Raw genomic sequence first — 7,453 nt, 5'->3', positions numbered from 1 at the left:
GCCCGCCGGGGGGGGGGGGGGGGGGCGGGGGCGGGGGGGCCCGCCCCCCCGGGGGGGGGGGGGGGGGGGGCCCCCCCCCCCCCCCCCCCCCCCCCCCCCCCGGCCCGTTCCCGGCTCCGGGCCCCTACCGCGCGCCGGAGGCTACGCCGCCTTCACGTGGTCCAGGGCGCCGTTGGGGTTCAGCACGTACTTCCGGCTCGCCCCCTGGTCGAACTCCGCGTACCCGCGCGGCGCGTCGTCCAGCGAGATCACCGTCGCGTTCACGGCCTTCGCGATCTGCACCTTGTCGTGCAGGATCGCCATGGCGAGCTGGCGGTGGTACTTCATCACCGGGCACTGGCCGGTGATGAAGCGGTGCGCCTTCGCCCAGCCGAGCCCGAGGCGCACCTTCAGCGTCCCGGTCTGCGCGTCGGCGTCGACACCGCGCGGGTCGTCCGTCACATACAGGCCGGGGATGCCGAGCGCGCCGCCCGCGCGCACCGTGCTCATCAGGGAGTTGAGCACGGTGGCGGGTGCCTCGCCCGCGTCCTTGCCGTGGGCGCGCGCCTCGAAGCCGACCGCGTCCACCGCCGCGTCCACCTCGGGCGTGCCGAGGATCTGCGCGATCTGGTCCTCCAGCGTGCCCTGCGTCAGGTCGACCGTCTCGCAGCCGAAGCTGCGCGCCTGGGCCAGCCGCTCCGCGTTGAGGTCGCCGACGATCACCACTGCCGCGCCGAGCAGCTGCGCGGCCGCGGCGGCGGCGAGGCCGACCGGTCCCGCTCCCGCCACGTACACCGTCGAGCCGACCTCCGTACCCGCGGAGACGGCGCCGTGGTAGCCGGTCGGGAAGATGTCCGACAGCATCGTGAGGTCGAGGAGCTTCTCGCGTGCCGCGTCCCGGTCGGGGAACTTCAGCAGGTTGAAGTCCGCGTACGGCACCATCACGTACTCGGCCTGGCCGCCGACCCAGCCGCCCATGTCGACATAGCCGTACGCGGCGCCCGCCCGCCCGGGGTTGACGTTCTCGCAGATGCTGGTGTTGCGCTCCTTGCAGTTGCGGCAGCGTCCGCAGGCGATGTTGAACGGGACCGAGACCACGTCGCCGACCTCGATGAACTCGACGTCGGGTCCCCGCTCCACCACCTCGCCTGTGATCTCGTGGCCCAGGACGAGGCCCTGCGGAGCCGTCGTCCTGCCGCGCACCATGTGCTGGTCGCTGCCGCAGATGTTCGTCGCGAGGATCTTGATGATGACGCCGTGCCGGCACATCCTGCCGACGTTCTCCGGGGCGACGCCCGGCCCGTCCTTCAACTCCAGGGTCGGGTAATCCGTGGTCCTTACCTCCACCACGCCCGGCTCTATGTAGGCGACCGCCCTGTTTCCTCCAGCCATGCCGACTCGCCGTCCCTTCGGAAGATCACGTTGTCCGCTGCTGTGTCCTGGCCCCCCGGTGACGCTGATGTGTCCGATTTCACAGTAGGGCGGGTCCGGATAGGGGACAACGCCATCGGACCGCCACCGGACGCGCCCCGCGTCCCCTTCCCGCCCACCGGGGCGGCGCGGCCGGGACCAGGGCGATCCGCCCGCCACCTCGCCCGTCGTCGTGGCGGGCACCGCTCGGGCCTCGCTGCCGCGGCGCCGCACCGGCCCCTGACCGGCCACCCGCGATGGGCGGGGAATCCTGACCTGTTCCCGAGGGTCGTCGCGACAACCGTTCATTCCGCCGATTCTTCACGCTTCATGCAGACCAGCACGGAAGCCGCCACTCGCGGCGGACTTTGCTAACCCGGCGTACCGTCCTACTCTCGCCCCGGACCAGCACGTCAGTACGGTCGTACACACGACGCCACGGGGCGGAGGGGCACCACGCGATGCAGGGGACGGTCAGCGCTGTCGGCACGATCGGCACCGCGAACGGGTTCAGCTACGGCCTCGTGACGCCGGTCGCCGCCTTCCTGATGGCCTGCCTCGGCGGTGCGCTCGGCCTGCGCTGCGCCGCCCCCTCCCTGCGCGGAAGGGCGCCCTGGCGTCCGCTCGTACTGGTCCTCGGCACGGTCGCCATCGGCTGCGGCGCGTGGACCATGCACTTCGTCGCCATGACCGGCTTCTCCGTCGAACGCGCGGCCATCGGCTACGACCGCACCCCCATGCTCGCCGGCCTGGGCGTGGGCGTACTGATGATCGGCGCCGGGCTCTTCGCCGTGGGCCGCCGCGGCGCCACCAGGATGTCCCTGGCCACCGGCGGCACGCTCACCGGACTCGGCATCGCGAGCATGCACTACCTCGGCATGGCCGGTCTGCGGATTCAGGGGTACATCGAGTACAGCACGCTCTCGGTGGTCGCCTCGGTCGCCGTCGGTGTCGCCGCCTCGACCGCCGCGCTGTACACGACGGCGCGGCACCGCGGCCCGGTCGCGGCCCTGGTCTCCGTCCTCTGCCTCGGCGGCGCCGCCACCGGCATGCACTACCTCGCGATGGCCGGCTCCCGCGTTCACCTGGAGGGGCCCCAGGCCGCGGCGGTCCCGGACGCGGGGCCCGATCTCGGGCTGCTGCTGCCGATGCTCGCCGGGCCCGTCGCCTTCCTCGTGCTTGCCGGGCTCGTCATGCTCTTCGAGCCGCGGCTGCTCGGCGGCGGGACCGCCCCCGTGCGCGCGACGGCGCCCGACGCCTCCAGGGCCCGCACGCGGGGCCCGGTGCGCCGGGGCGGCACCTGGGCCGAGGCCGGCGGTGGGGACCTGCTCCCCGCCCAGCGCTCCCGGGCCCGCCGCCACCACCGCCCGGTCGCCGGGACGCCGGAGGCGCGCGCGCCCGAGCCGGTGCGGCGAGGCTCGCCCGACCTGCACGACTGGTGAGCGCGGGGGCCCGCCGGCCTGCCGCCTCCTTCCGCCGCCGGGCCCGGTCCGGTCCCCGCACCGGGCGCGTACGCGCACGACCCCAGCCCGCACGCGTCCGATGCGCTTCCGTCGCAGGTGGGAGCGGGTACGGGGGGCGTTGTCAGTGGGGAGTCGTACCGTGGACACCATGCGGCCCGTAACTCAGATCGAACGCACTCTGGCGCCTTTCGAGGTCGTCAGCCCCTACCAGCCGAGCGGCGACCAGCCGACGGCCATCGCCGAGCTGGAGCGACGCGTCCGCGCGGGCGAGAACGACGTCGTCCTGCTCGGCGCGACGGGCACGGGCAAGTCGGCGACCACGGCGTGGATGATCGAGAAGCTCCAGCGTCCGACGCTGGTCATGGCGCCGAACAAGACGCTGGCCGCCCAGCTGGCGAACGAGTTCCGGGAGCTGTTGCCGAACAACGCCGTCGAGTACTTCGTCTCGTACTACGACTACTACCAGCCCGAGGCGTACGTGCCGCAGTCGGACACCTACATCGAGAAGGACTCCTCCATCAACGAGGAGGTCGAGCGGCTGCGCCACTCCGCGACGAACTCGCTGCTCACCCGGCGGGACGTGGTGGTCGTGGCCTCCGTCTCGTGCATCTACGGCCTGGGCACGCCGCAGGAGTACGTCGACCGCATGGTGCCGCTGAAGGTCGGCGCCACGTACGACAGGGACGACCTGCTGCGGCGCTTCGTGGAGATCCAGTACACGCGCAACGACGTCGCCTTCCAGCGCGGCACCTTCCGCGTCCGGGGCGACACCATCGAGATCTTCCCGGTCTACGAGGAGCTCGCGGTCCGCATCGAGATGTTCGGCGACGAGATCGAGGCGCTGTCCACCCTGCACCCGCTGACCGGCGAGGTCATCAGCGAGGACGACCACCTGTACATCTTCCCCGCGAGCCACTACGTCGCGGGCCCCGAGCGCATGGAGCGCGCGGTGGGCGACATCGAGCGGGAGCTGGAGGCGCGCCTCGCCGAGCTGGACAAGCAGGGCAAGCTCCTGGAGTCGCAGCGGCTGCGCATGCGCACCACGTACGACATCGAGATGATGCGCCAGATCGGGTCCTGCTCCGGCATCGAGAACTACTCGATGCACTTCGACGGCCGCGACTACGGCTCGCCCCCCAACACTCTCCTCGACTACTTCCCCGAGGACTTCCTCCTCGTCATCGACGAGTCGCACAACACCGTCCCGCAGATCGGCGCGATGTACGAGGGCGACGCGTCCCGCAAGCGCACGCTGGTGGACCACGGCTTCCGGCTGCCGTCCGCGCTCGACAACCGCCCGCTTAAGTGGGAGGAGTTCCAAAAGCGCGTCGGCCAGACCGTCTACCTCTCGGCGACGCCCGGGCCCTACGAGCTCTCCCGCGGCGACGGTGTGGTCGAGCAGATCATCCGGCCCACCGGCCTGATCGACCCGGAGGTCGTCGTCAAGCCGACCCAGGGCCAGATCGACGACCTGGTGCACGAGATCCGGCAGCGCACGGAGAAGGACGAGCGCGTCCTCGTCACCACCCTCACCAAGAAGATGGCCGAGGACCTCACGGACTACTTCCTCGAACTCGGCATCCAGGTCCGCTATCTGCACAGCGACGTCGACACCCTGCGCCGGGTCGAGCTGCTGCGGGAGCTGCGCGCCGGCGACTTCGACGTCCTCGTCGGCATCAACCTGCTGCGGGAGGGGCTCGACCTCCCGGAGGTGTCGCTCGTGGCGATCCTCGACGCCGACAAGGAGGGGTTCCTCCGCTCGGGCACCTCGCTGATCCAGACGATCGGCCGCGCGGCGCGGAACGTGTCGGGCCAGGTGCACATGTACGCGGACAAGGTCACGCCCGCGATGGCGCGCGCCATCGACGAGACCAACAGGCGCCGCGAGAAGCAGATCGCGTACAACACGGAGCGCGGGCTCGACCCGCAGCCGCTGCGCAAGAAGATCAACGACATCGTGGCGACGATCGCGCGCGAGGAGATCGACACGGAGTCCCTGCTCGGCACGGGCTACCGGCAGACCAAGAGCGGCAAGAACAACAAGAACGGCAAGCCGGCCAAGGCACCCGTCCCGTCCCTGGGCGGGTCCGCCAAGGGCGGCAAGGGGGCCAAGGGCGGTACGCAGGGCGAGGTCCTCACGGACCGGCCCGCCACGGAACTGGCCGGGATGATCGAGGAGATGACCGACCGGATGCGGGCCGCCGCCGCGGATCTCCAGTTCGAGGTGGCCGCGCGCCTGCGGGACGAGGTCGGCGAACTGAAGAAGGAGCTGCGGCAGATGAGGGAGGCGGGGCTGGCCTGACGGACGGCGGGTGGCGCCCGCCCTCCCGCTCTCCCCGCCGGCGTAGATGCTGTGTTGCAGGACCGACACAGTCGGCGTGAGCGTCTCCGAGTGGGGCACGGTCCCTGCGTAAGGTGCCAAGAACCGCACACGGACCGTGGGGCGGGGGACTGGGGACCACGGACAAGGAGGCCAGGGCGTGGTGGACACATCCAAGGGCGGTTCGCCGGGCGGCGGCGTCAGCCTGAGCAAGGGCCAGGGGATCAGCCTGGAGAAGACCGGCGGGGGAGCGCTCAAGGCGGTGCGCATGGGTCTCGGCTGGCAGGCGGCGAAGCGCCGTGGCCTGTTCGGGATGCGCACCCGCGACATCGACCTGGACGCGTCGGCCGTCCTCTTCGCCGACAAGCAGCCGGTCGACGTGGTCTTCTTCCGCCACCTCGTCAGCGACGACGGCTCCGTGCGGCACACCGGGGACAACCTGGTGGGCGGTGCGGGCGAGGGCGGCGACGACGAGTCGATCCTGGTGGACCTGGAGCAGGTGCCTGCGCGCATCGACCAGATCGTCTTCACGGTCAACTCGTTCACGGGCCAGACCTTCCAGGAGGTGCAGCACGCCTTCTGCCGTCTCGTCGACGAGACCAACGGCGAGGAACTGGCCCGCTACACGCTGGACGGCGGCGGGCAGTACACGGCGCAGATCATGGCCAAGGTGCACCGCTCCGCGTCCGGCTGGCGGATGACGGCGCTCGGCAGCGCGGCCAACGGCCGCACCTTCCAGGACCTGATGCCGGCGATTCTGCCGCACCTCTGAGACGGGCCGCCGCAGCCACCGCCCAGAGACTTCCCTGACCTGCACTGTTGAATATTCTTTGCCTATTGCTTTACTCGTTCATGGGTTTCCCTGTACCGTTGTGAGCAGCGGAGGGGAGTAATCCCGTATCGCGACGTACCCGTCAATACGGGCCGCCATCGGCCCCGGGACGTCGGCCTCGCGCGGCAGTGGCCGCGCAGGTGGAAGAGACCTCCGGCAGGCAGTTCGGCCAGATCGGCGCTGCCCTCAGTCGTACGACGCCGGAGGCATGATGGACATCTCGCTGACCGTGTGGCTGCTGACCATTCTTGGTCTGACGGCCCTGATCGCGATCGACTTCCTCATCGGGCGCAAACCCCATGAGGTGTCGGTCAGGGAAGCCGGTGTCTGGACGGTCGTCTGGATCGCCCTGGCCGGACTGTTCGGGCTCGGCCTGATGGCGTTCGGCAGCGGGAAGGCGGGCGGCGAGTTCTTCGCCGGATACGTCACGGAGAAATCGCTCAGCGTCGACAACCTCTTCGTCTTCATCGTGATCATGGCGAAGTTCTCGGTGCCGCTCCGCCTCCAGCAGCGTGTGCTGCTGTTCGGTGTGCTGATCGCACTGGTGCTGCGGGCCGGGTTCATCGCGGCGGGAGCGGCCGTCCTCGCGAGCTTCTCGTGGGTGTTCTTCCTGTTCGGCGCCTTCCTCGTCTACACCGCCTGGAAGCTGGTCCAGGAGGCGCGTGCGGGCCACGAGGAGGAAGAGGAGTGGGAGGAGAACCGTCTCCTCAAGTCCATCGAGCGCCGCTTCGGTGTCGCGGACAAGTACCACGACACCAAGCTGTTCATCCGGCGGGGCGGCAAGCGCGTCCTCACCCCGCTGATGGTGGTCATGCTGGCCATCGGCACCACGGACGTGATGTTCGCGCTCGACTCGATCCCCGCGATCTTCGGCCTCACCCAGGACCCGTACGTCGTGTTCACGGCCAACGCGTTCGCGCTCATGGGCCTGCGGCAGCTGTACTTCCTGATCGGCGGCCTGATGAAGAAGCTGGTCCATCTCAGCTACGGCCTGTCGGTGATCCTTGGCTTCATCGGGGTGAAGCTCATCCTGCACGCGCTCCACGAACTGGGCGTGCACGTACCGGAGATCGGCATCGGCCTCTCGCTGTCGGTGATCGGCGGAGTGCTGCTGATCACGACGGTCACCAGCCTGATCGCCACCCGCAAGCAGGCGGCCACGGCCGGTTCCGCCTCGCCCGCACGCCCCGGTGTGGCGGACGAGGGCCCCGGGACCGCCGAGGCCAACGGGACCGCCGAGACCAACGAGACCGCCAGGGCCAACGGGACCGCCGAGACCAACGAGACCGCCAGGGCCAACGGGACCGCCGAGCCCAACGGGACCGCCGAGCCCAACGGGACCGCCGAGCCCAACGAGACCGCCAAGACCACCGAAACCAGAAACGGCGCCGATGTCTGAGCGCCCCTGAGTCGTCCGTCGTCCTCGACTGGTCGGTGGCCGAGGACGAC

General features: G+C 70.5%; 4 protein-coding genes and 1 pseudogene. 4 read left to right on the top strand and 1 reads right to left on the bottom strand.

The features are described from left to right. Positions 1–141: 141 nt before the first annotated feature. Positions 142–1,371, bottom strand: coding sequence for a formaldehyde dehydrogenase, glutathione-independent (fdhA, locus tag LCE31_RS26245; RefSeq protein WP_225018313.1), 1,230 nt, complete (start codon positions 1,369–1,371; stop codon positions 142–144). 479 nt (positions 1,372–1,850) lie between these two features. Between fdhA and LCE31_RS26240 the strand changes: the two genes are divergently transcribed. From LCE31_RS26240 to LCE31_RS26225, 4 genes and pseudogenes are all read left to right on the top strand, one after another. Beyond that, positions 1,851–2,831, top strand: coding sequence for an MHYT domain-containing protein (locus LCE31_RS26240; RefSeq protein WP_225018311.1), 981 nt, complete (start codon positions 1,851–1,853; stop codon positions 2,829–2,831). Positions 2,832–3,000: 169 nt separating this feature from the next. Further along, positions 3,001–5,154 carry an excinuclease ABC subunit UvrB gene (gene uvrB, locus LCE31_RS26235; protein ID WP_225018309.1) on the top strand — a complete coding sequence of 718 codons (2,154 nt, stop codon included), beginning with the start codon at positions 3,001–3,003 and terminating at the stop codon, positions 5,152–5,154. 223 nt (positions 5,155–5,377) lie between these two features. Beyond that, positions 5,378–5,944 (top strand): TerD family protein, encoded by a 567-nt coding sequence (locus tag LCE31_RS26230; protein WP_225018317.1) that lies wholly within the window; start codon positions 5,378–5,380, stop codon positions 5,942–5,944. A gap of 271 nt (positions 5,945–6,215) precedes the next feature. Beyond that, positions 6,216–7,244 (top strand): annotated as a pseudogene (locus LCE31_RS26225) (TerC family protein); the annotation flags it as partial. Between the last annotated feature and the right edge of the window lie 209 nt (positions 7,245–7,453).

Source organism: Streptomyces sp. 8L, assembly GCF_020176795.1.
In the GTDB taxonomy this organism is placed as follows: Bacteria; Actinomycetota; Actinomycetes; order Streptomycetales; family Streptomycetaceae; genus Streptomyces.
Note: the sequence above shows the minus strand (reverse complement) of the source record. Positions and strands in the feature narration are given on the sequence as shown.